Below are 21,713 nucleotides of genomic sequence, written 5' to 3' on the forward strand. Positions count from 1 at the left end.
ACGACGAACGGGCCCTGACTCCAGTCCGGACCACCAGAGGCCTGGAGGAGAACGCTGTTCCGGCCCGCAGGGTGCCGGACGGCCCGTGTTCCTGGTGGTCGTCGGCGTACGGACGACGAGGGTGGTGGCGAGAAGCGGCGGGTGCCCCGAGGAGATGATCCCCGGGGCACCCGCCGTCCTGCTGCCAGGCACCGCCAGCGTACGTGTCCAGGGTCTGCGCCCACGTCAGCCCGAGCCCGGCCAGCCGGGCGGGTTGCTCCACGCAGTTGCAGGGCACCGTCCGCTGCATCCGTCTCGTACGGGCCCTCTACACCCGCTTGGACCGCCTCAGGGATTCTTTCCCGCCGTCCCGTAGCCCGGCCCCCGCGCTGCTGGCGTCCGCCCGCCGACTGCGCCAGTCTCCCTCCGCTGCCCCCGGCAGGGGGCGGTATCCCCTATGTGGTGGATGTGTTCCCGATGGGCGGTGTGCGGTGCTCCGGGTGTGCCATGATCGCGCCGTGAGGAAGATCATTCCCCTGTCGGTCACCGCTCTGGCCGCCGCCGTCCTCCTGTCCGGGACAACCCCGCCCGCATGGGCCGTGCCCGCTCCCGCTCAGCAGGATCCCTTCGACAAGCGGGTCCGCTGCACGACCACCGACAAGGACGGACGAAAGATCGTCACCCGGAACGGGAACTCCGCACTGGGCTGGAACCACTTCACCCACCGGCACAACATCAAGAAGTGCGCGATCCTCCACGGGGCCCTCAAGGACAAGGCCGACCGCAACGACGGGCAGGGACGCCTGGAGTACGACGGGGTCGCGGTCAAAGACGGACGCATGGTCAGGTTCGTGGTGATCGTCCAGTACACCCGCAAGACCAAGGACAAGAGGCACGACGCCGGGGAGAGGCAGAAGATCGGTGTCGTCAACGCCTTCTGCCGCAACCAGCCGAACAACAAGTGCCCCGCGTGGATGAACCAGTGACCGGCCCCGAAGACCCCAGGGATCCGGAAGACCGTGAGCAGCAGGCGTCCGTCACCCGCCTGCTGCTCTACTACCTCAACGGGCCCCTCGCCGAAGGGTGGCGTCTGCGCGGAGTCCTCCCCGCCCCCGGCGCCGTCCGCATCGCCGTCCTCGCCGAGGGCGACGGCAGCGACGGGGGCGAAGGGGAGGCCGTCACCTTCCTCTACGAGTTCCCCCACGACACCGTCGCCCCGTACTACATCCCCGGCATCCTGCGCACCGTCCTGACCGGCACCCGCTTCTACAGCAGCAGTGAGGTCGGTGAGGTGATGGGGATGACCCTGATCCGCCTGCGCCCCGGGGAGATCACCCCCGACCCGGAACCCGAGGCCGGTCTCGCGCTGACCGTCCTGCGGTCCCTGTCCGAGCCCGGCGACGACGAACACCCCTTCCTCGTCGGCTTCCTGATCCTCGACCCCACCCGGATGCGCCTGTACGTGCAGCGCCCCGACGGTCCGGGCATCGCCGGCGCCGACATCCGCTTCACCGACGCGTCCACGGCGCTGATCGGATCGGTCCCGAGCCTGCTGGGGGAGAAGCAGTACCGGCGGCCGTCACCCGGCGACCCGCACTGCGACTACGTCGTGGACCTGACCGGCTGGTAGCACCGGCCCCGCTCCTCCGGGCCAGCCGACAGTTCCGGGAGGACTGGCGCACCCGGAGGGGAGAGGACAGGAAGAACGCCGCCTCCCCCACGGAGCGGCGGCCGTCAGCGCTTCGTCTGGGCCTCGGGGGTGGCGCCCCTGGGCCGGGGCAGTTCCTGTCGCCCGGTATCACACCTGTGCGGGATGGACCTGGTCCCCCGCAGCAGCGCGTGCCCGGACCACGGGAAGCCGGACCTCACGCGAGGGCGTCCCAATGTGCGACGTACAAGCGCGGCTCACTGTCAGACCCTCTCCGTACGCTTGATGTGAGACACCTGAGACAGGTGCGCAACGCGGCCCGTCGCATCAGATCCCACGACTTCGGCAAGTTCTCGAACGTACACGCCGGGGGTTTGAAACGGAGCCTGGAGCAGGCCGCGCGGCGCAACCTCTCGGGTGCTGACCCAATCCGAAAGCGGCACACATGGAGGCGTGTTGACCTACACCGGGGCGATCGAGAGCAGCGCCTACCTGGAACAACTGCTGATGTGGGTGGACGCCCACCACCAACAGCGCCCGGCCGAATTCGTCGACGTGACCCGGTTCGTCGAAGAACGCCAGCTCGAAGACGAGGATCCCACCGTCCTTGCTCTCCAACTTGAGCAGTACGGCCTGGTGAGAATCGCCCGCAGCATGACCGGAGCCACCGACGTCCACCTCGCCGACCAAGGCGTCGTCGCCGTACAGCAGCTGAAGAAACTTCAAAAGGACCGAGCCGCCAGGCTGCGCCACACGATGGACGCCTTCCTGCGATGGCTCTACGACACCGCCGGCGATCAGACGCCCATCAACCCGACCCTGTTCCTCGCAACGCCCGGCTCGTACTTCGCCGGAGCCGAGATCACCGGCACAGAACTTCACCAAGCGCTCGCCTACATGACAGAGCACGATCTCATCGAAGCCATCGACACTGACCCCACCACGGCCGCCATCACACCCCGGGGCGTCAGCTGCGCTCTGGCAGGAGGAAGCGTGCAAGACCACATCAGCCAGCCGAAACCCGGCGACAACATCACCTTCCACATCGGCGAGAACACCGGAAACATCGCCGCCAACAGCCGCGACTTCACCATGAACGCCACGAGCAACAAGGACGGGATCGACCTTGCGGCGGTCGTCATGCTCGCCCGCGCCCTGCGCCAGGCCGCACCCATCCTGGAACTGCCGGAAGACGACGTCAACGAGTTCACCGACCTCGCCACGCGTATCGAGAACGAGGCCGCCAGTGGCTCTCCCGACCCCGGAAAGCTCCAGCGCTGGGGTGCCAACGTCATCGCCATCCTCAACTCGCCTGTCGTCAGCGGCGCGCTGGGAAGCGTCCTCGCCGCGTACACGGGGACTGTCCTACCGGGCCTTCCCCCAGCCTGACATCCCGATCCCACGCGGGCCCCAGAAGCTTCCCTAGGCCTGGCCTGTCCCGTTTCATCACGATGCCGCCACCCACTCCAGCACCAGCGGGTGGAGGGAGCGGGTCCGATGGCGGTTCCACGACGAGCCGATAGCTCCCCATTCACCGGGACCGCCTGTGCGGTGACCGCCGACGTACGCAGGCACGCCGCCGTACTACCCAAGGGCGACGGTCGCGGCGCCCTCGCTGAAGTCGGCCTCCGTCACGCCGACGGTCGCATGTCCGCCCCGCTCGAAGGCACCGTCCGCTGCGCCTAGAACCGCGGCCGCATCGTACGGGCCCTCTACACACAGCTGGGCCCGCTTCACAGAACCTGCCCGGCCGCCACAGAGCACCAGGGGACCGCGCCCGGCCCGGCGCGCCCGATGGACCTGTGCGCACCTGCGGCGAGTGTGGTGTTGCCTGTGCCTACTCCGGCCGTTCGGGCCCCAGGTAGCGCACGGGCGGGCTGTGTTCGGCCAGGCGCATGACCACGGTTGCGTGCCCGTGTTCGGCGAGTGCGCGCTGTGCCTCACTCATGTTCAGGATCTTGTTCATGGTGTAGGTCTCGGTGCAGGGCCCGAGGTCGATCTGGTGCTCGCCGAAAGTGAAGATCATGGATTCGTATCCGGCGGTGAGACGGAACGTCCCGCCGCAGGTGTCGGTGAGCTGGTTGAGGCCCTCGGCGCTGATCACGTCTGCGGACATGGTCTCGCCCCGCATCACGATCTTCTCCCCGTCGAGCAGCGCGAGGGCTTCCCTGACTTCGCGCACGTCCCGCCAGGTGAAGTCGTCGGGGACGGGGAAGAAGTGTCCGGTCGTGCTCTGCAGCCGCGCGAGATCGGTGAAGGCATCGGCCCATCTCTGGGCTTCGCCCGCCTTCCAGCCCTGCGGTGTCATGCCGGGGGTGATCGGCGCGCGCATCTGGCCGGTGGAACCTCCGGCGAAGACGAACGTCATGACGCGGCCAGGGACGCTAGCGGCGATCAGCCGCAGCAGCGGCACCATGGCCGTCGGCATCGCGGCTTCGGGCGGCTCGAAGGAGAACTTCAGCTGTGCGGAGGGATCGCGATGGCTGAAGCGCAGACGTACACGCATCACACCGGTCGGATCGCTGCCATGGAGGGTGCCGCCGTCCATGCCCAGGACCCGGTGCGTGAAGGCCACGGGAAGGGAGGTTACTGGTACGCCGGAGAACTGCTGGACCGCAACCTGTCCGCGTAGCGGCGGCGTCACCTCCTGCCGAGGCGAGGTGATGCGCAGCCCGCCGAGCCTGCCCCGTTCGAGTGCGAGCCCGGCGGGCCCAGACAGGCTGGCTTCGGCGAGGTTGTCCGCCGTCAGCTCTACCTCGCCGCCGAAGCGCAGGGTCTCCTCATATCGCGCCCGCCGCTCGGTCTCCTGCGGGTCACCGGCGGCGAAGCGGATACGGCCGATGACGCGGATTGCCGCCTGCCCGTCGAGGTCGGGCCCCTTCGGCGTCAGCTGCACGATCGTCTGCCCGTCAGCGCCCAGCGTGGTCTGCACCGCGTGGTGATGGGAGATCTCCTGGACCCGCGCATGTAGCGCGTGAGCCCGCTCGAGGTAGTCGGGCAGCCCGCCCAGCAGCATGTCGCGTTCGGCGCGGGCCTCAGCGATCCGTTCCAGGATGTAGTCGCCGGACTGCTGCAGCGCGTAGCGCACCAGATCAGGATGGGCCGCGAACTTCTCGTCCAGCCAGCTGCGCCCCAGCCACTCCCGGACGAACGGGAACTGTGCGCGCAGACCGTCGAACCATCGCTGCTCGGCAGGATTGGGGTCGATGGGTACGAGCAGATCCCAGTGATCGGGCTGGTGACGGGCTCCCGACACCAGCGAGCGCTCCACCTGCCGCCTGCGACCTGGGGGCATCCGCCCGGTGAACGACTTCGCCTCGTAGACGACGAGTTCACCGCTGTCGGTGTACTCGAATAGGTCACGCCCGCCGTCCCCGCCGCTGCCGTCGACCGCATGCGCCTTCTGACGCAGGCGCAGCATCAACAAGGTGACGAGCGACTCGGACACCTTCGGGCTCTCGGCCAGCTTCTCCCAGGGAACCTTCACCACACGTCCACCCTACGAACTCCCTCTGACAATAAGTTCTTTTCGGCCGGGAAGCTGCTGTCTTGCCCGGCGCCAGCCTCGGCAGGGGCCGGGCCGACGGCCTCGCTGGGGGCTGTGTGAGGCTGTGATCAGCTGGCGACCTCCAAGGTCGTCGATCCAGATCCTTGTGTTGTGTCCAGAACCGCGCCCGCCTGGTCCGCGCCCTCTACGAACGGCTGGACCACCTGGACGCCACGCTCGCACCGGAGACGGCTGCACCGACCGTCGGCTGACGCGCTTCCTGCGCCTACGGCGGCGCGATGGGTACATGTACCGGTATGGCGTCGGAGCGGATCCGGTGGCCGGTCGTCGTGGATCGGGCCCGGGAGATCGTGGAGAGCTACGAGGGCGGCGTCACGCTGCGCCAGGTGTTCTCTCCACAGTTCTGATCTGTCTCACTGCAACGAGTGGTTTGGTCAACTAGCTCTAGAGTGTCCGGTCTGTCCTGCTCTTCTCTGTTCTGGGTTGGTGTTCCAGAGGAGGGGAAGTTGGACCTGTTCTTCGTGAGACGGCCGCTGGTGGAGCGGTACGGGGATGGGCTCGCCGGTGGTACAGCGGTGGCCCTGTTGGACCGGCAGGTGATCCCGGACGGGACGCCGATCGTGCTGGGGCCGGACATGCGGCCGGTCGAGCCGCTGTCGTCGTGGTTCCGTCACCTCGCCTACTTGGGCCGGGTCGCCGGGACGATGCGGTCGTACGCGTACGTGGTGTTGCGGCTGGCCGAGTACCTCACCTCGCGGCAGACGGACTTGCTCGCTGCGGGCGAGGTCGATCTGCTTGCCTACCGGCGCCAGCGCTTGGACGTCCAGGCGGTACCGATCGACCCGGTGACGTGGGACCGGGAGGCGTCGACAGTCAACGGGCTGTTCGCCTGGCTGACCGAGGCCGGGCACCGCTCCAGCGGACCGTTGCGGATGCCGAAGGCTTACGGCTCGGGGATGTCGCACGGTATGCAGGTGCGGCATCTCGCGCTCGATCAGTACCTGTTCTTCCGCGACGTCGGGCTGGGCGGGCAGTGCCCCGACGGCGAGGTCGACGTCGCTTTTCGGGGCGGGTTTCCGCACCGCAACCGGGCGGGAGCCGAGCTCGCGTTGATGACCGGGATGCGCAAGCGGGAGTGGTCGACGGTGCTGCTGCCGGAGCTGGACCGCCGGCCCGAAGGGCCGGCGGAGTTCGGGTTGCAGGCATGTGCGAAGGGCGGGCGGCGCCGGAAGGTCTACGTCCCGCCCGCGCCGCTGGACCTGGTGGACACCTACCAGTTGCTGGAGCGGGCGGAGATCGTGGAGCGGGCGGCGGCCCGGCTCGCCAGCCGACACCGCGAGCTGTTCGTGGTCGACGACATCGATGACTTCGGCCGCCTCTCGGGGGTGTTGAAAGGGCGGCGCCGGACGTTCGCCATGGCCAGGATGCCCGCCGAGCTGCGGCGGATCACGGTCCGCGAGTGCGCCGGCGGCCTGGAGGCGATGGCGGTCTTCCTCGGACAGGGCGGGCTGATGCTGGGGCCCTCGTCCTGGGACCGGATCCGGCGCCACGCCTGGGAGAGGATGTCCGCCTTCGCCCAGCGGGGGCCGACGCCGGTGCTGCCGCGCAGGCCCTGGCGCTTCCACGACCTGCGGCACACGTTCGCCCTGCGGCTGCTCAAGCACCTCACCCAGATGTTGATCGAGGCGGAACTGCGGCGGGCCGACCCGCGGCCGCTGGTGACGTTGGCCGAGCACATCTCGATGAACCCGCTGCTGGTCGTCCAGCGCGCTTTGGGACATGCGAGCCCTCGCACCACCTACGAGTACCTGGCCTACCTGGAGGACCCGATGACCTACGTCGACCAGGCATTTCGCGCTTGGTCGGACAGCGACGGGGCCTCCTATGCGGACATCGCAGTCTGGCTGCTGGAGAGGGAACGCAATGCCCAGGAGGGGTGAGCGCACACGGGACTTCACCGAGCCCGCCGAGGAGGAGCGTCCCCAACGGCTCGGTGGTCTATGGGAGCTGCAGGCGTTCACCGCGACCGGCCGCAGGGCCAGGGTGAAGGTGGACACGACGGGATTCGCCTGCCGCCACCTGGCGGACGAACTCGCGGCCGAGCTGGCCGACTACGTCGAGTTGAAGCGGCCGCATCCGACCGGGGTCTTCACCTACAGGCAGGGACTGCTCGACCTGTGCTCGTTCGTGGACCGCGAGGCCGGGACGGAGGCGGCGGACTGTTCGCTGGCCCACTCGGAGCCTGACGTCAGCTACTACATCCGGGAGTGGATCAGGGCCCTGCCTGAACAGTTCGAGGAGGGCTCGACCAGGCCCTACTTCCTGGCCGCGGACGTGTTGTCCCTGATCCGCTTTCGCGGCCAGCATCCCGAGCGGGTGCTGGCGCCGGCCGTCCAGCGGGTGCTGACGACCGCGATCCCGGCGAGCGTTCCGCGCACGCACCGGCAGCTGGAGGAGTTCACACGGGCGGAGAAGCGCGAGCTGGTCAGGGGCGCCTGGGCGGACATCCGCGGGCTGAAGCAGCGGCTTGAGCGGGGCCGGGAACTGGTGGCGGCGGGCGCCGACCCGCGCACGGCGGGCTGGAACAGCCTGGCGAACCTCGCCTTCGGCCTGGCGAACGGCCTGGTCACCCCGCTGGAGATCTGGAGGGCTCTGCCCAGCCACCATGCCTGGCAGCCGGAGTTGAAAGATGTCTTCGACTTCGCCGGAGTGCGGTTCAACCCGAACACGGGCCGCTACCTGCTGACGATCGCGATCGCCTCCCTGCTTTATCCGCGCAACATCGACCTGCAGTCGTTCCGGGTGCTGCTGATCGCCGCGACCGGCCACGCTCCCGAGGAGGTCGCCTACCTCACCGAGGACGACGTGGAGTTCGTTCCCGGAGGAGTACGGCTGCGGCTGGTGAAGCGACGCGCCCACAAAATCCGCTACCGGGAGTTCAAGGAGATGGGCGAGGAGAGCCGGGTCATGCACCCGGACCGGGCCGGGCTCAGCACGGCCGAGATCCTGCGGACCTTGATCGAGGTCACCGCTGGTTCCCGGCGCCGCAGCACCGCCGTGAAGCCCTACCTGTTCATGCGGGCCAATGTCGTCCCCGCCACCGACAACTCCCACCAGCGCGGCGAACTGTCCTTCCGGCCCTTCGAGCCGGTCGGCCGCGGCGGCGACCTGGCCGAATGGGTGGAACGGACCGGAGTCACGGTCGCCGGGAAGATGGACATCCGGCGGCTGCGGAAGTCGACCAAAGTTGAGAAGACCATCGCGTTTCGCGGTCTGGTCAGCGATGCCGCCGACGACCACACCGAGCAGGTTTTCTGGGGCCACTACGCGCATGGCACGACCCTGAGGACGATGGCCGGGCACACCATCACTCGGGCGCAAACCGACTGGCTTCAGCGGGCGCTTGCCGGGCCGGTGGTGCTGGACGAGCAGGCCGCCGGCCAGCTCGGCGATCCGGAGGTCCGCGACACGCTCGGGCTGGACGCGAAGCAGGCCGAGGACATCGTCCAGGGCGAACTCGACATGGGCGTCAGCAGCTGCCGCGACCCCTACCAGTCGCCCTACAGCCCGGCCGGCGAGCTCTGCGCGGTCGCCCCGCTTCGCTGCCTGGAGTGCACGAACGCGTTCATCCTGCCCTCCAATCTGCCCCAACTCCTGTTGTTCGCCGAGCACGTGGAGTCTCTGGCGGCCCGGCTAGACCCCCGCGTCTTCAATCGAGCATGGGGGCAGAGCCGCACGAACCTGAAAGCGGTCCTGGCCGACGTGCTGCCCGCCGACCTGGAGCGGGCCCGCCAGCAGATCACCGACCAGGGCCTGCGGCTGCAGCTTCCCCTGTCCTCGTCCGTGGAGTTCGACTCATGACCTCACCTGCAGACGTCGGCCACGAGGCCGTACGCGATTCGGCACCATCGTCCCTGCACGGATATCTCACCGCCCCGCTCGGCCTGTCGGATGTCTTCGACCAGGACGAGCCGGTCCTCCAGGGCCGGCCGCTGTTGCCGGGCGTCGAGATCCCGTCCTTCGGCTGCACGGACCGGTGGCCGTTCGAGGCTCAACGGCGTCCCGCGAACGTCGCTCGCTCGGGCTGGGTCGCGGTGTTCGACAGCTTCCCCCGGGAGTGGAATCTGCGGGCCCGTGAGATCAGCATGGCCGTGCTCAATCCGCAGCACCCGGCCCTCGTCAAGATCGGGGCCGACCTCGACCGGGACCCCTACCAGCCGGGCACGGTGAACGGGGCGCTCTCCGGGCTGCGGGTTCTGATCGAGTGGGCCCGCGAAGCGGGCCTGGGTTTGCATCCCGCCGCTTGGAGCAGCAGCGACATGCACCGGTTCGCCGCGGAGAAGTCCGAGACCCATTCGACAGCGATGGTCCGCAACTACGTCGGCTCGATCCGGCTGCTGCACGAGCTTGCTCCGGCGCTGACCGGCGGCGGCCTGGCGGCCGACCCCTGGCCGGGACGCTCGGCCCGCGCAGTGGCCAAGGACCCCAGATCCGACGTGGTCTCCACCCCCAACATCCGGCCCGAGGTCTGGTTCCCGCTGATCAAAGCGGCTTGGACCTACATCGATGTCTTCTCCGCGGACATCATCGGTGCCCGCGACACCCATCTGCGGCTGTCCTCACGACCGATCGGCCCGCTGGAGTCGCTGCCCGACCACGTGAGCCGATGGCTGGCCGTCGCCCACCACGCCATCCCGCTTCATCACGGCGGGTCAGGACAGGCCGGTGAGACGAACTGGAACCTGCTGGCCGAGCTCATGGGCCGCAGCCGCGGAAACGCGTTCTCCATCAGGGCCCGCGCCGGGAGCCGGATTGGCAGAGCACGGGAGATCGTCGGGCAAGCACTCGCTGCCGGGCGGGGGCGTCCTGGCAGCCTCATCGAGCACATCGCCGAAGTGGACCGCCCCGACGGCAGCCGGGGACCCTGGCATCCCGGCATTGACCCCTGGGCCCTGGGACACGAATGCCGAGCCCTGCGAGCCGCCTGCTACATCTTCGTCGCCGCGCTGTCGATGATGCGCGACAGCGAGATCCGCGAAGTCGTACGCGGCAGTGTCATCGCCGAGTTCTACGGGGCGCCGGCCGTCATCTCCCGCAAACGCAAGCAGGACCCCGGCCGCCCCTTGGAGCACTGGTGGGTCATCGAGCCGGTCGCCCGCGCGATCCTCGTCGCCGAGGAACTGTCCGCCCACCCCGAACTCGTCTTCGCCGACCCCGGCCTACCGGGCAGTACGACTCGCGGCAACAGCTACGAGCACAGCATCAGCCGCAAGCTGATCGAGAAGTTCATCGAGCACGTCAACGACACCGCCGACCGCACCGGCCTGGAGCAGATCCCGGCGGACAGGGTCGCCCCGCACATGTTCCGCAAGACCATGTCCATGCTGGTGGCCACCGAGCCCGGCGCCGAGATCGCCCTGGGACTCCAGCTCAAGCACGCGGCCACCAGGGCCCTGGCCAACCGATCCACCCAGGGCTATGGGGCCTCCGACGCGAACTGGGCCCGCCTGCTGGACACCGCCATTGAGGACGCCCGCTTCATGCGCCTTCGAGACCTCTACGACCAGCACCACGCAGGCGCCGTGATCGGCTACGGCCCCGGCGCCGACAAACTCACCCACACCTTCGACAGCGTCAAGAAGGCCGCTCTCGCAGCCACCCGCACCGCCAAGACCGGCGACAAACGGACCGAATACGACCTGCTGCACAAGACACGCGTCACGCTCCGTTTCGGCAAGCTCAATCACTGCACCCTCGACCACAACCACCCCGACGGCGCGAAGTGCCTCGAAGAAGCCGTAGTCCCTGCCGGCCACACCGGCCCGCTGATCGACCGCTGCCAGCCCGGCCGCTGCCCCAACAGCGTCATCACCCCCGACCACCTCAAAATCTGGAAGAGCGAGGAACACAGCCTCCTAACTCTGCTGGAGACACCCAAGATCGCCCCTTGCCGCCGGGACCAGCTGATCCAACAGCTCGACGACGTCCGCTCAGTGATCCGAAGGGCCGAGAAATGACCCAGCCCACCACCGAGACGCTCACGGACCAGGTCTCCACCGAGACCGTGAAGGCCCTGCGAGCTGCCATGGAACGACTCCTCGCAGGCCGCCCCACCTGCACCGATGGACGGCTGGTCAAGGAGAATCTCTACCGCGAAGCCGGTGTCAGCCGGGCCACGATGAACCGGGCCCACCGCATCCTCGCCGAATGGGACCGGCGCACGGCTGCCACCGACGCCCGCACCCCCGGCGAAGCCCGACGCGATGACGAACTCCAGGAACTACGTGTCGAGGTGAGGACCCTCAAACGCGAGCGGACCCAACTCCAAGGCCGCCTCGATGCCTCCGCCACTGTCATTGCCGCCCTCCACCACGACAACGCCGCCCTACGGGACCAACTCGCTGGCCAGGGAGCAGTTGTCGCCCTCCACGGACACCGGGCCTCCACTCGCCCCGAGGCCACCGGACAGCGCTGATCATCTGAAACCCTCGCCGCGAAAAGCATTCCGTCACGCCGGAAATCCGGGCCTACAATCTGCTCCATGACTTCGGATGCCGTTCAGCCCTGCCCAGTGGCTGACGCTCACAGACGACTGATGGACTGCCACACCCAGTGGCACATGCTGCACGACTCCTACCTTGATCCGGACGGATTCAGGCTCAACCTGAATTCCCTGGTTCCAAACCTCAGAAACGTCACCTGGCTGCTTCAGAAGCAGAAAGCCGTGATCCCTGATTTCGCCACCTGGTATCCGGAGTTCCAGGAGGCTTGCAAGAAAAGCGAGATCATGGGGTGGGTCGTTAAATCCCGCAACCGGATCACGAAGGAATCAGACCTGGAGCTCTTGAGCGGCTGCCAGGTGATCTGGACCCGGAACTGGCTTCAGCGTGTCGAGGGAACCGCTACATTTCCGCCCCGGATGTCCACACCTGAGATCATTCACGCACTGCGTCACTCCAACACCCCGCCCGTCGGCTTGATCACGGTCCGGCGGAAGTGGGTCGACAAGGCGCTCCCTTCGTGGGAACTCCTGGCCGCCACCGCTGAAGCATATTCTTGGCTCAGTCAGATTTTGTGGAGGGCCCACGAGGCGTTCGGTGTCGATAGGTGCGACCTCGCGGACCGGCCTGTCGAATGCGTCACGTCGGCGCTTCACGGCACTCTGATGCGCTTGCCCTGCATGCACCTGGCCCAGTCGGAACTACAGGCCCACTTCACCATGTCGGGCGGCGTCGTCGAGGAAGAGTTCGAGTCTTTCGATCCGGACACTGCGACTCTGGAAGCCGCCGGAGAGCGATACGGGGAACTCAAGTTCCCCACGGCCGGCCCCATCGAAAATGTCCCCGGGTTTATGGCGATAGCTCGGAAGCTGACTGAGAAAGACGGTCATCACGGCATGTTCGCCTTCCTCTATAACGGGGAAAGGGTGGTCGCGACCCAGGAACTGCGATTCAACGATCAGGACACCAAGATGCTTTCATTCGAAGGCCTCGCTGACCTGGTGGAATCCACGCGAGCCGACGGGATCGTGATCATTTCCGAGAGCTGGCTCGCGATCCCCACAGAGAAGGAGAAGGAGCTGAAGACCATCTTCTTCCCGGCCCGGGACCGTCTCGACCGAATGGAAGGGATCACGGTCTATGCCGCGACGAGGGACGGCCGGCAAGCGGAACTGCTCTCCATGATCGAGCGTGGCCTCAACGGCGAAGCGAGCTGCGGAGAACCAGTAGACGTCACGATTCCGACGGGGGCGAACACGCTCACGCCCATCAGGCGGAAGTGGGACGACATGCAGAAGCGCGGGCTCTGAACCCTGTCTCGGTCGCCTCTCACGGAACTGCAAACCCAGGCCACGACTCGCACGGCATCAGGGAAGGTCAAAGGCCACAACTGGTGTCTCATGAGACACCGGAACGGTGGAGAACACGTCATGTACCGCTTGGTCTCCGAGCGCGCGCTGCCGCACACCGCTCCGATGTACCGGCGGCTGTCCGCACAGCTGGCCAGGGCACGTCGGGAGGGCAGGTTCCCCGACCTGATCGACACGGTCCGGGAGATCCATGTCCCGCCCGCCTGGCCGGGCGCGGACGCGTTCGTTGCGGAGATGCCCGGTTGGTTCCGGCTGGACCGCACTGAGGGCCAGGAGCACGCGCTGTACGTCGCGGCGGAGAAGGACACCCTGCGCCGGCAGCTGACCGGCTGGCTCGCGTACGCGGGCATCCCGGTCCTGGTGGTCCGCGGTTTCGGCTCGCAGTCGTACGCCGGCGTCGTCCACGACCGCGTCACCGCCGACCCGCGGGACGCCGTGCTCCTGGTCGTGGTTCTCCCAGGCTTCTCTGAGTGTGGTGTGACGTCGCACTAGTGGTGTGACCTGGGGATTTCTCTAGCATCTCTGGGGCTGTCGCGATTGTTGCGACACATTGCACATGAGATCGGAGGAGACCCTTGCGGGCCTTTCCTGTTCAACTCCCATCCGGTGTCCGCTACTGGACCGTGGTGGATGACGGCCTGGCCGTGGTCCCGGAAGCAGACGCGTTCCTGCGGTACGTGCGGTTCGGCAGAGACCAGGCCGAGTTGACGACCCGTACGTATGCCGGGCACGTCGCGCTGTACCTGCGGTGGTGCATACGGACAGGCCGTGACTGGCGGGTGGCAGCCGAAGAACTGGGGCTGTTCATCGTCTGGCTGAAGTTCGGCTCGAAGACGGTCACGGGCATCGAGCGGCCGGTGGGCAACGGGCTGGTGTATCCGGGGCCGGGGGCTGAGGCCGTGCGCGAGCCGGCCCGGGTCCGGAACGTGCTCACGGGGGTACGGCAGTTCCTGCTGCACGGCATCACGGCGAAGACGGTGCCCTCGTCCGTGATGGCTCAGCTCTATGAGGTGGCGGAGTCGTGGGACCTGCCCGAAGAGGCTCGCGGGGAGGAGCTGACCGGCTACCGGATGAGGCCGCGGCACCGGGTGCAGGTCCCGCGGAAGAAGGGTGAGCGGGCCACTGACCGGGAGATCGTGGAGTTGTTCCTGGCCTGCCGCACTGCCCGGGACCGGTTCGTCGTGCTGCTGCTCGGCCGGGCCGGACTGCGGCCGGGAGGCGCCGCCGGCCTGCGTCGGGAGGACATGCACTTCATGCCGGACTCGACGCCGCTGGGCTGCCCGAAACGGGGCTCTCACCTGCACACACTGAGGCGGGACAACGTCAATGGGGCCTGGGCCAAGCGGCAGCCGACCGCCGCGCCGGGCCGTTGGAAGCCCGTCGACCGCCTGGTGGTCCTCGCCTACGACCAGTACGTGATGGAGCGGATGGCGCTGCCGCACGGCCCAGGCGGCGACTTCGTGCTGGTGAACCTGTTCGCCGAGCCGCTCGGCGCCCCGATGACCGCGGACTCGATCACCGAGTTGTTCGGGCGGCTGTCGAAGCGCGCCGGGCTGAGCCGGAACGTCACGCCGCGGATGCTGCGCCGGGCGGCCGGCAGCAACCTCGCGGACGCGGGCGGCGGCCAGGACGAGATCGCCGCGCTGCTGGACCACTCCCGGCTGTCCAGCGCGGAGCCGTACCTGACACCGGCTCCGGATCGCCTCCGGGACGCGGTGGACGCGGTGCCCTCGCCCCGTGAGTTCACCGGGGGTGCCCGATGAGTCGCATGCTCACGCCCGTGGTCACCGCTCCGGCCCCGGGAACAGACGCCTCCGACGCTGAGGTGACCGCCTTCCTGTGGTCCATGATCAGCGAGGACTTCCTGACCGAGGCGGGCTGGAACTCCGAGCGCCGCGTGATGACGCCGGTCGGTCATCCCACCATGGGCGGCAGGCGCTGTCCGGTGCCCGACTGCGAGTCCCCGGTGCGCGGGAAGAAGCTGTGCAGTACCTGTTACACCCGGCACCGGACGTCCGGCATGCCCTTGGACGAGTTCGTCCCGGTTCCCCGTATCTCGCGCCATCTCCACCTGGGCACCGAGAACTGCCGGGTCTCCGGCTGCGAACGCCCCTGGATCAACTCGGGCAACGAGCCGGTATGCCGAGCCCACCGCTGGCAGATGATCAAGCACGGCGGCACTCTGAAGGAGTTCCTCGCCGACCTGTCCGTCAGGGGCCTGCCCGGCCTGGGGGACTGCTCGGTGCTGGCCTGCAACCGCCAGGCCGTCAACAAGAGCGGCACGCGACTGTGTTACCCGCACGGCAAACTGCTCCCCGCACTGCGCCGGGAACCAGGGTTCGACGAGGAGGAGTGGCTGCGCACCGAGCCGTCGGGCGGCTTCGGCATCGAGATCAGCTTCCGGGGCCTTCCCGAGCTTGTCGTTGCCCAGCTGCTGTTCGGACTCCAGCACCGCTGTCACCGTGGCGCCCGCACCGAGGCCGGCAACTTCCGCGCGCTGATCGACAAGACGGTCCGGCCCTCGCTCGCCCGCCGCCTGGAGGACGTCCCCGACCCCGTCGCGAACAGCAACGCCCTGATCCTGCTGAACCGGACCCGCATCTACGCGATCCGGGCCGTGAAGACTCCCGAGGGCGAGTACGCCAAGGACGAGTGGGACCTGGTGGCCTTCGGCCACCGCGGCACCCTTGTCTTCACCGTGATCCACCAGCCCTGGCTTCGGGAGAGCGCCAAACGCTGGGCCCGCGACTACCTCTCCAAGGTCCGCTCCAAGAGCACCGCGTCACACGCACAGCAGCACCTCCACGGCCTGGCCAAGGTCTCCGACACTCTGCGAGCCCGCCCCGACCGCGGCATGGACAAGACCGAGCTGTCCCGCGCCGACATCGAGAACTTCCTCAACCGGATGGCCTTCCTCGACGCCAACGGCCGGTACACCACGAACACCCGCATCACCTACGTCCGCATGGCTCGCAACGTCCTCAAGCAGTGCCGGGTCATGGGGCTGACGCGTCCCGAAGGACCGATGGCGGGCCTTCCGGACGACTTCGTCATCACCCGCCTCGACGTCCCCAAGGCGCCGGAGCCCTCGGAAGAGGGGCAGGACCTGCCGCCCGAGGTGATGCGCCAGCTCTGCGCCCACCTCGACTCGTTCGAGGCGATGACCTGCTTGGAGATACGTCTGAGCGTCGAGCTGCTGATGGACACGGGCCGTCGGCCCGAAGAGATCTGCCGCCTGGAACTCAACTGCCTCACCCGCGACAGCCAGGGCAAGCCCGTGCTGCTCTACAACAACTGGAAGGAACAGCGGGTCGGTCGCCAGCTACCCATCCACGAGCCGACCGCGAAACTGATCACCGAACAGCAGAAACGCGTACGAGAACGCTTCCCCGACCGGCCGCCGCCGTCACTGGTCCTGCTGCCCGCACAGAATCTGAACCTCCGCGGGGACCGGTCGGTCGACTCCAACCACCTCAACGCCATGCACCGCGAATGGGTGGAGAAGCTGCCCGACTTCGTCCTCGACGACGGCACCGTCTTCGACAAGGAGAAGGTCTTCCCCTACACCTACCGGCATTCCTTCGCCCAGCGCCACGCGGACGCCGGTATACCCGTCGACGTCCTGGCCGAGCTCATGGACCACGACAGCCTCGAATCCACCCGCTCCTACTACCGCGTCAAGGAAGTGCGCCTGCGCGAGGCGGTCGAGCGCGTCACCCAGTTGCAGTTCGACCGCCACGGCACCCGCATCTGGGGAGCCGTCACCACCGTGCTGGACGCCGAACGCACCCGCCGCGCCATCGGCGCGGTCGTCGTCCCCTTCGGCACCTGCTCCGAGCCCACCAACGTGGCCGCCGGCGGCGGAGCCTGCCCGCTCCGCTTCCGCTGCGTGGGCTGCGACCACTTCTCCACCGACGTCTCCTACCTCCCCGACCTGCGCACCTACCTCGACGACCTCCTGCGGCAGCGGGAGAAACTGAGGTCGATGGCTGAGGCGGACGACTGGGCCCGCGCCGAGGCCATGCCGTCGGACGCGGAGATCACCCGCATCCGACGTCTGATCCAGCGCGTCACCGAGGACGTCGCGACGCTCACCGAAGCCGAACGCGCCGAGATCCAGCGGGCCGCCCAGGTCGTCCGCCAGATGCGGCAGAACTTCCTCGGCATGCCCCGCGTCCGCCAGCCCCTGCCCGACCTGCGACCGGAGCGACCCGCATGACCGCACCCGACTCCACCGTCCAGGCGATGATCGAGGGACGCCGGGCCGACACCGGACGACGCCGCCAGCGCGTGCTCACCGCCCTGGCCCAGGCTGCGAAGGACGGATCGGACCTCAGCGTCGCAGCGATCGCCCGCCGCGCCGGCGTCGACCGCACCTTCCTCTACCGCCACCGCGATCTGCTCGGCCAAATCCACGCCCAGGCCGCCGAGCCGCCCACCACCCTCGGAGGCCGCGGCCCAGCCGTCAGCAGGGCCTCTCTGCAAGCCGATCTGCTGGCCGCCGACGCCCGCACCGCCCGGCTCGCCGCCCACGCCCGCCGCCTCGAAGCCCGCCTCAGCCAGGTCCTGGGCGAGCAGGTCTGGCGCGAGTCCGGTATCGGCGGCCCCGAGGACACCGAGCAGTTCAAGGCCCGGATCACGACCCTCGAACAGCAGGTCATCGACCTGGAGCTGAAACTTCAGGAACGTGACGACGACCTTGCCGCCGCCCGCGCCCGAACCGCGAGCTGATGGCCCAGCTCAACCGCCACACAGATTGATCAAACAGATCGTGATCAGCTGAACACGTGGGCGCCCGAGGCCGTGACGATGGCCCCGCCTCGGGCGTTCACGGCATGAGGCTCCCACGACTCACACCAGCGGTGATGCGAGAAGATCAGGGATGCGAGAAATCGGCCGATGCGAAAGAATTTGACATGCGAGAAACTTCTACAGTTGAGTGTCCGTCAAACCTCAGCCGATGAAGGGAGTTGCTCCCGTGGCACCAACGAAGACCGCTACGGCGCGGAAGGTCGTGGTCAAGCAGCGCCGCAAAGCCGCGGAGCCGGAGTATGAGCCGGTGCCGGCCGACCCCCGGCCCGTCCACTACGAGAAGGTCCGAGTGGGTCTCCTGGAGGTAGACCCCAGCCTGGACGCCCAGCGCATGTTCCAGCGCTCGTGGGCGAACAAGTTGGGGAAGAAATGGAACCCCCGCCTCCTTCTCCCCGCGATCGTCTCGAAGCGGCCGGACGGCCGGTACTACCTCCTGGACGGCCAGCACTCCACCCACGTGGCGGAGGAGAAGCACGGCCCCGACTTCGAACGGCACTGCATGGTCTACGAGGAGCTGACCCCGGCCGAGGAGGCCGCGCTCTTCCTCGCCGCAAACCGTGACCGCAAGGCGGTCAAGCCCGTCGACAACTACCGCGTGGCGTTGACCGCAGGGGAGCCCCTGGTGACCAGGGTCAACGCCGAGGTGGAGTCCTGCGGCCTGACCGTTACCGGCAGCACATCCCCCAACCAGGTGGGCGCCGTCCAGGCCATTCTGACTATCGGCGAGAAGCGCGTGGACCTGCTCCCCAAGGTGCTCACCACCCTGGCCGAAGCATGGGGCCGGGACGGCACATCCTGGGACAACATGATGATCCGCGCGGTGGGGATGGTCATCTACACCAACTGGAAGAAGGAGGAGGCGGCCCCGAAAATCGACCTGGACCGCCTGGCCGTCGTGCTCCGCAAGCGCACCGTGCGCCAGTGGAAGACCGACGCCATCCGCTCCACGCACTCCGGCGGCGGCTCCCAGTCCCGTTCCCAGCCGCTGGCCGAGAACATCGTGACGTCCTACAACATTGGCACCTCGGACCCCACCCAATTGGTGATTGCACCCGGCCGCGGCGCCAGCGCGTAACGCCTCGAACAGTGTCCCTCCACCCCGCTAGCGACGGGGTGGAGGGACACTGTGTGTCCGGACCCTACCGGGCCACTGCGGCCTCAGCATGATGGGGCCTGCGCGAGCTCGTGCACCACAACTGTTGCATCGGCTACAGTGCTCCCGACCGCTCCTGAGCTGCGGAAACTCCGTCCGCACACTCGCGGCGCCCCGGAGAAACATCGGCGACTTCGACTGTTCGGGCGAGGACATCGAGCGGGACTGGGTGGCGCGGACGGGCTGCTGGAGCCGGACGGAGCGGGTGCTGCTCACCTACGACCAGGTCCAGCAGTACGAACTGCCCGCGACCGGAGGCAAGAGCGGCGACCCGCGATGGCCCGGCTTCGCCCGCCGTTACGGCTTCGATCCCGGCCGCCCGGTGCAGTGGGAGGTGGAGGCGCTGGAGCCGGCCGAACTCCGGCGTCTGGTCCTCGCCGCCGTCGACCCGTACGTCGACCGTGACGTCCTGGCCCGGCAGATCGCCCTTGAGGAAGAGCAGCGCCGCGCCCTGGCCGCCTTTCTGGACGGCTGGGGCGCGGCGGGCGGGGGAGTACCGGAGTAGCGCTGTACGGGTGCCTGAAGGTTCAGGCGGGTGTGGGCGCGGGTGCCGGGCGCAGCGCCGCGAGCGGTGAGCGCCGGCCCTTCTCCACTGTGCGCAGCCGGTCCCAGTCGACTTCGGGGTGGGCGGGGACGACGGCGTCGACGGAGGCGGTGGTGTAGAGGGCGACGTCGACGGCTCCGGCCCGGCTGGTGCCGAACCGGACCTCGATCGACTGCGGGGAGCGGACCCAGCCGAGGCGGACCATGTGGTCGAAGTCGGCCCGGCGCACCCGGAGCCTCGCTGCGGCCTGCTCGGGGCCGAGCGGGGTGTCGGCGGCGACCAGGTCCGCCAGGTCCTCCCGGCGGCAGACCTCCGCTACCTGGCCGGGGTGGTGGAGCGTCCCGTCGGGGTTGGCGCTCAGGTCGGTTAAGAGGCCGCGGCCGACGAACCGGCGTACCACGAACGCCGTCACCCGCGCCTGCTCACCGAACGTGTTCGGGGTGCCGAGCGCGGCGGCGATCCGGTCGGCCGCCCTGCCGCCGCTGATCGGCGGAGCGGGCATCGCGGCCCGGATCGCGTCGGCGTCCAGCGCCTCGACGGCGGCCCGGGACCACTGCCGGGAGGACACGTCCGGCGCGGGGACGAGTCCGGTGTGGAGAGCCCACCGGAACGTGGTTGCGGGCACCTTCAGGCGCTTGGCGGCCTGACCCGCGTCGTACTCGGTTCGTCGCATGAGAACACCTCTCGCTCGTTCACCAGAAGATGCAACAAAACATGACATATTACACGAAAACTGTCAATACCCTTTTAAAATAGGCAAGTTGGACGCACGCCGCCAGGACCGCGCCCGCGTACGCGAAGGAGAATCACCCGCCCGGGTGCCGCTCCGCGCCGACCGGGCGGCCGCGGTCGGGGCGACCACGGGCCCGACCATGAGGCCGACCACAGACCCGACCGCGCCGGGCCTGTGGGCGTCCGAAGTGACACGTAATTCGAACACGCGATCTAATGCAGGGATGGACGCGAAGGACTTCCCCGACGACCTGGTGCAGACGCAAGCCGCCTGGATCGCCACCTACACGGCGCTCGCCGCGCCTCGCCCCCGCGACACCACCGCCCTGCGCCGCCGTCTGCTGCTCCTGTCCGTGCGGCTGTGGTGGCACCCCTACTGGGAGACCGTCCCCTCGGCGCCGGTGGCACGGTCCGAGCTGCGCCACCTCGCCCGCGCCCACGGAGCCGTCCGGGCCGTGTGACCGGTCGCCCCGGTCGGCCAGGAGCACGAGGTTGCGCTGGGGGTTGCGCGGTCCACAGAACCGTCTCGGTGTCCGCGCAGGTCACCGCACTGCTTTGCCGTGGTCGGCCTGCTGACATCCCCGTTGCGGCTGCTCTGCCCATGTCCCTCGGCTGGAGTGAAGGAGGAAAGGGCGGGGCGGGCGGGACGGCAGCGGCCGGGGATCGGGGCGCGCTCAGCCGGTCGGCGCGGCGGACCCGGCCGACGCGCTGACCGGCCGTCGGGAGGGAAGTGGTCGGCGCTGCGGTGCTGTCCTCCGAGCGGCGGGCCCCGCCAAGGGGTGAGGCGGGAAACTCCCACCGGAGGAGGCACTGCTGTGATCGTTCGACTCGCTGGCGGTTCGCTCGCCGGGCGCGAGCTGGAGACCACTGACGCCCCGTGGGCCGGGGACTGGCTCACGGCCGGTGACGCCGACTGGGGCCTGTACGTCCCGGTGCACCGCGACCCGGCGACCGGCACAGTCCTGGCGGAGGTCCGGGTCACCCTCCCGCGCCGCCGGTAGGGGCAGGGGCCCACCGGCACCGTGACGCATGAGACCCCGGGCCCTGTCGGGCCCGGGGTCTCATGCCGTCAGTGGGCGGGTGGTCAGTAGTTGTCCCAGTCGTCGTCTGGTCTTTGTACCCGATGCTCAGTCTCCGGCGCTGCCGCCACCACCCGAGCCGAACCCACCCGTCCGTGCCTGTCGTGCTGCCTTCACCCAGGCAGTACGGCGGCGCCCGCGGACACCGGACAGCATCGACAAGACGGCCCTCAGCACCGCCCAGGTTACGGCGATCCGCATGTCTCGCTGCTTGTCTCGCGTCAGACGGCGCGCCCCACCGAATCCCGATCCTTCCCGCCATCCAATGCTCTTCCGCCACTCGTTGGCAGCCTGTTGGTCAACGACCGTCCACTGCTTCCTGCACGTGTGACGTTTCGCGAAGGACACTCCTGCGTCGTACAGGGCGCCGCACTTCCAGCACGTGTAG

The 21,713-nt window shown here is 68.5% G+C and carries 19 protein-coding genes; 17 read left to right on the forward strand and 2 right to left on the reverse strand.

Annotated features, from left to right (window positions below):
- Positions 1-497: 497 nt before the first annotated feature.
- From ABZX40_RS37960 to ABZX40_RS37970, 3 genes are all read left to right on the forward strand, one after another.
- Positions 498-965 (forward strand): hypothetical protein, encoded by a 468-nt coding sequence (locus ABZX40_RS37960; RefSeq protein ID WP_355749544.1) that lies wholly within the window; start codon positions 498-500, stop codon positions 963-965.
- The gene (locus tag ABZX40_RS37965; protein ID WP_355749542.1) at positions 962-1,609 is read left to right on the forward strand and encodes a hypothetical protein; all 648 of its coding nucleotides are present in this window, start codon (positions 962-964) and stop codon (positions 1,607-1,609) included. Before ABZX40_RS37960 ends, ABZX40_RS37965 begins: the two co-directional genes overlap by 4 nt.
- 474 nt (positions 1,610-2,083) lie before the next feature.
- Positions 2,084-3,016, forward strand: a complete 933-nt coding sequence (locus ABZX40_RS37970; protein ID WP_355749539.1) for a hypothetical protein — start codon at positions 2,084-2,086, stop codon at positions 3,014-3,016.
- Positions 3,017-3,464: 448 nt separating this feature from the next.
- Here ABZX40_RS37970 and ABZX40_RS37975 read toward each other — a convergent pair whose 3' ends face one another.
- Positions 3,465-5,117 (reverse strand): hypothetical protein, encoded by a 1,653-nt coding sequence (locus ABZX40_RS37975; RefSeq protein ID WP_355749536.1) that lies wholly within the window; start codon positions 5,115-5,117, stop codon positions 3,465-3,467.
- Between the two features lie 296 nt (positions 5,118-5,413).
- On the opposite strand from ABZX40_RS37975, the gene ABZX40_RS37980 reads away from it, so the two are divergent.
- From ABZX40_RS37980 to ABZX40_RS38035, 12 genes are all read left to right on the forward strand, one after another.
- Entirely contained in the window at positions 5,414-5,542 is a 129-nt protein-coding gene (locus ABZX40_RS37980) for a hypothetical protein (protein WP_355749533.1), read from the forward strand.
- Between the two features lie 99 nt (positions 5,543-5,641).
- Positions 5,642-7,075, forward strand: coding sequence for a hypothetical protein (locus ABZX40_RS37985; protein WP_355749531.1), 1,434 nt, complete (start codon positions 5,642-5,644; stop codon positions 7,073-7,075).
- Entirely contained in the window at positions 7,059-8,996 is a 1,938-nt protein-coding gene (locus ABZX40_RS37990; RefSeq protein WP_355749529.1) for a hypothetical protein, read from the forward strand. The genes ABZX40_RS37985 and ABZX40_RS37990 overlap by 17 nt, the downstream gene beginning before the upstream one ends.
- Complete coding sequence (locus tag ABZX40_RS37995; protein WP_355749526.1) at positions 8,993-11,152, forward strand: integrase; 2,160 nt, start codon at positions 8,993-8,995, stop codon at positions 11,150-11,152. The genes ABZX40_RS37990 and ABZX40_RS37995 overlap by 4 nt, the downstream gene beginning before the upstream one ends.
- Positions 11,149-11,610, forward strand: a complete 462-nt coding sequence (locus ABZX40_RS38000; RefSeq protein WP_355749523.1) for a hypothetical protein — start codon at positions 11,149-11,151, stop codon at positions 11,608-11,610. The genes ABZX40_RS37995 and ABZX40_RS38000 overlap by 4 nt, the downstream gene beginning before the upstream one ends.
- Positions 11,611-11,676: 66 nt before the next feature.
- Positions 11,677-12,945: a hypothetical protein gene (locus ABZX40_RS38005; protein WP_355749520.1), complete on the forward strand. Its 1,269-nt coding sequence runs from the start codon at positions 11,677-11,679 to the stop codon at positions 12,943-12,945.
- A gap of 120 nt (positions 12,946-13,065) precedes the next feature.
- Positions 13,066-13,497: a hypothetical protein gene (locus tag ABZX40_RS38010; RefSeq protein WP_355749517.1), complete on the forward strand. Its 432-nt coding sequence runs from the start codon at positions 13,066-13,068 to the stop codon at positions 13,495-13,497.
- Positions 13,498-13,628: 131 nt separating this feature from the next.
- Entirely contained in the window at positions 13,629-14,768 is a 1,140-nt protein-coding gene (locus ABZX40_RS38015; RefSeq protein ID WP_355749514.1) for a tyrosine-type recombinase/integrase, read from the forward strand.
- A 5-nt stretch (positions 14,769-14,773) separates the two neighbouring features.
- Entirely contained in the window at positions 14,774-17,224 is a 2,451-nt protein-coding gene (locus ABZX40_RS38020) for a tyrosine-type recombinase/integrase (RefSeq protein WP_355749511.1), read from the forward strand.
- Positions 17,221-17,736 (forward strand): hypothetical protein, encoded by a 516-nt coding sequence (locus tag ABZX40_RS38025; RefSeq protein ID WP_355749508.1) that lies wholly within the window; start codon positions 17,221-17,223, stop codon positions 17,734-17,736. Before ABZX40_RS38020 ends, ABZX40_RS38025 begins: the two co-directional genes overlap by 4 nt.
- A 247-nt stretch (positions 17,737-17,983) precedes the next feature.
- Positions 17,984-18,892 carry a DUF6551 family protein gene (locus ABZX40_RS38030; RefSeq protein ID WP_355749505.1) on the forward strand — a complete coding sequence of 303 codons (909 nt, stop codon included), beginning with the start codon at positions 17,984-17,986 and terminating at the stop codon, positions 18,890-18,892.
- A gap of 124 nt (positions 18,893-19,016) precedes the next feature.
- On the forward strand, positions 19,017-19,475 hold the full coding sequence (locus ABZX40_RS38035; protein WP_355749502.1) for a hypothetical protein: 459 nt from the start codon (positions 19,017-19,019) through the stop codon (positions 19,473-19,475).
- A gap of 22 nt (positions 19,476-19,497) precedes the next feature.
- Here ABZX40_RS38035 and ABZX40_RS38040 read toward each other — a convergent pair whose 3' ends face one another.
- Entirely contained in the window at positions 19,498-20,187 is a 690-nt protein-coding gene (locus ABZX40_RS38040; protein ID WP_355749499.1) for a hypothetical protein, read from the reverse strand.
- Positions 20,188-20,470: 283 nt separating this feature from the next.
- Here ABZX40_RS38040 and ABZX40_RS38045 point away from each other — a divergent pair, with 283 nt between their 5' ends.
- The gene (locus tag ABZX40_RS38045; protein WP_355749496.1) at positions 20,471-20,707 is read left to right on the forward strand and encodes a hypothetical protein; all 237 of its coding nucleotides are present in this window, start codon (positions 20,471-20,473) and stop codon (positions 20,705-20,707) included.
- Positions 20,708-21,061: 354 nt separating this feature from the next.
- Positions 21,062-21,247 (forward strand): hypothetical protein, encoded by a 186-nt coding sequence (locus ABZX40_RS38050; RefSeq protein ID WP_355749494.1) that lies wholly within the window; start codon positions 21,062-21,064, stop codon positions 21,245-21,247.
- Positions 21,248-21,713 lie beyond the last annotated feature (466 nt).

Source organism: Streptomyces sp. NPDC004610, assembly GCF_040609715.1.
GTDB lineage: Bacteria > Actinomycetota > Actinomycetes > Streptomycetales > Streptomycetaceae > Streptomyces.

Coding starts and splice junctions, on each gene's coding strand:
- ABZX40_RS38005 (WP_355749520.1), top strand. CDS start 11,677: ATGACTTCGGATGCCGTTCAGCCCTGCCCAGTGGCTGACGCTCACAGA.
- ABZX40_RS38000 (WP_355749523.1), top strand. CDS start 11,149: ATGACCCAGCCCACCACCGAGACGCTCACGGACCAGGTCTCCACCGAG.
- ABZX40_RS38045 (WP_355749496.1), top strand. CDS start 20,471: ATGGACGCGAAGGACTTCCCCGACGACCTGGTGCAGACGCAAGCCGCC.
- ABZX40_RS38010 (WP_355749517.1), top strand. CDS start 13,066: ATGTACCGCTTGGTCTCCGAGCGCGCGCTGCCGCACACCGCTCCGATG.
- ABZX40_RS37980 (WP_355749533.1), top strand. CDS start 5,414: ATGGGTACATGTACCGGTATGGCGTCGGAGCGGATCCGGTGGCCGGTC.
- ABZX40_RS38020 (WP_355749511.1), top strand. CDS start 14,774: ATGCTCACGCCCGTGGTCACCGCTCCGGCCCCGGGAACAGACGCCTCC.
- ABZX40_RS38040 (WP_355749499.1), bottom strand. CDS start 20,187: ATGCGACGAACCGAGTACGACGCGGGTCAGGCCGCCAAGCGCCTGAAG.
- ABZX40_RS37990 (WP_355749529.1), top strand. CDS start 7,059: ATGCCCAGGAGGGGTGAGCGCACACGGGACTTCACCGAGCCCGCCGAG.
- ABZX40_RS37995 (WP_355749526.1), top strand. CDS start 8,993: ATGACCTCACCTGCAGACGTCGGCCACGAGGCCGTACGCGATTCGGCA.
- ABZX40_RS38025 (WP_355749508.1), top strand. CDS start 17,221: ATGACCGCACCCGACTCCACCGTCCAGGCGATGATCGAGGGACGCCGG.